1 protein-coding gene is annotated in these 765 nt (G+C 69.7%); it reads left to right on the forward strand.

Annotation, left to right across the window (positions count from 1 at the left end; all coding sequences use genetic code 11):
- Positions 1-122 precede the first annotated feature (122 nt).
- Positions 123-765: helix-turn-helix domain-containing protein (locus tag ACR9ZK_RS21625; protein ID WP_481344020.1), on the forward strand; the 643-nt coding region annotated here is incomplete at its 3' end.

The raw sequence follows: 765 nt of genomic DNA on the forward strand, positions 1-765 counted from the left end.
TGTACTGACCGGGCACGTTGGTTGAGGGAATGCGACTTCGCGCTGTGAGCTGCTGACAGGGGAGGGCCTCCCGCGGTGGAGTGGAACTGCTCAAGGTTCACTTCGCCAAACAGGAGGCCCTCGTGTCCCACGCTAACGCTGCCCTGACCCCACGCGCCCGGCTCCGGGTGGCCCAGCTCGTCGTCGACCAGAAAGTCCCGATCGTCGAGGTCGCGGCCCGGTTCCAGTGCTCCTGGCCGACGGTCAAACGCTGGGCGGATCGGTACGCCGCCGGCGAGGCGATGAGCGACCGGTCCAGCCGGCCACACTCGATGCCGGCCAAGACCAGCGCAGCGACGACGAAGCGGATCGTGGCACTGCGGCTGCGTAAGCGCCTGGGCCCGGTCCAGCTCGCCGCCCTGAGCGGTGTCGCGCCCTCGACAGCGCACCGCGTGCTGCTGCGGTGCCGGCTCAACCGTCTGGCTCATGTTGACCGGGCCACCGGCGAACCGGTCCGCCGCTACGAGCACGAGCACCCGGGCGCGATGCTGCACGTGGACGTCAAGAAGCTGGGCAACATCCCCGACGGCGGCGGCTGGCGCTACGTCGGACGTGCCCAGGGCAAGCGCAACCGGGCCGCGACCCCGGGCAAGCCCAAGAACGTCCACTACAACCCGAACATGGGCCACGCCTTCGTCCACACCGTCATCGATGACCACTCCCGCGTGGCTTACGCCGAGGTCCACGACGATGAGACCGCCACGACCGCCGTCGCGGTCCTGCGCC

It is taken from the genome of Monashia sp. HAY1-5C (assembly GCF_056755255.1).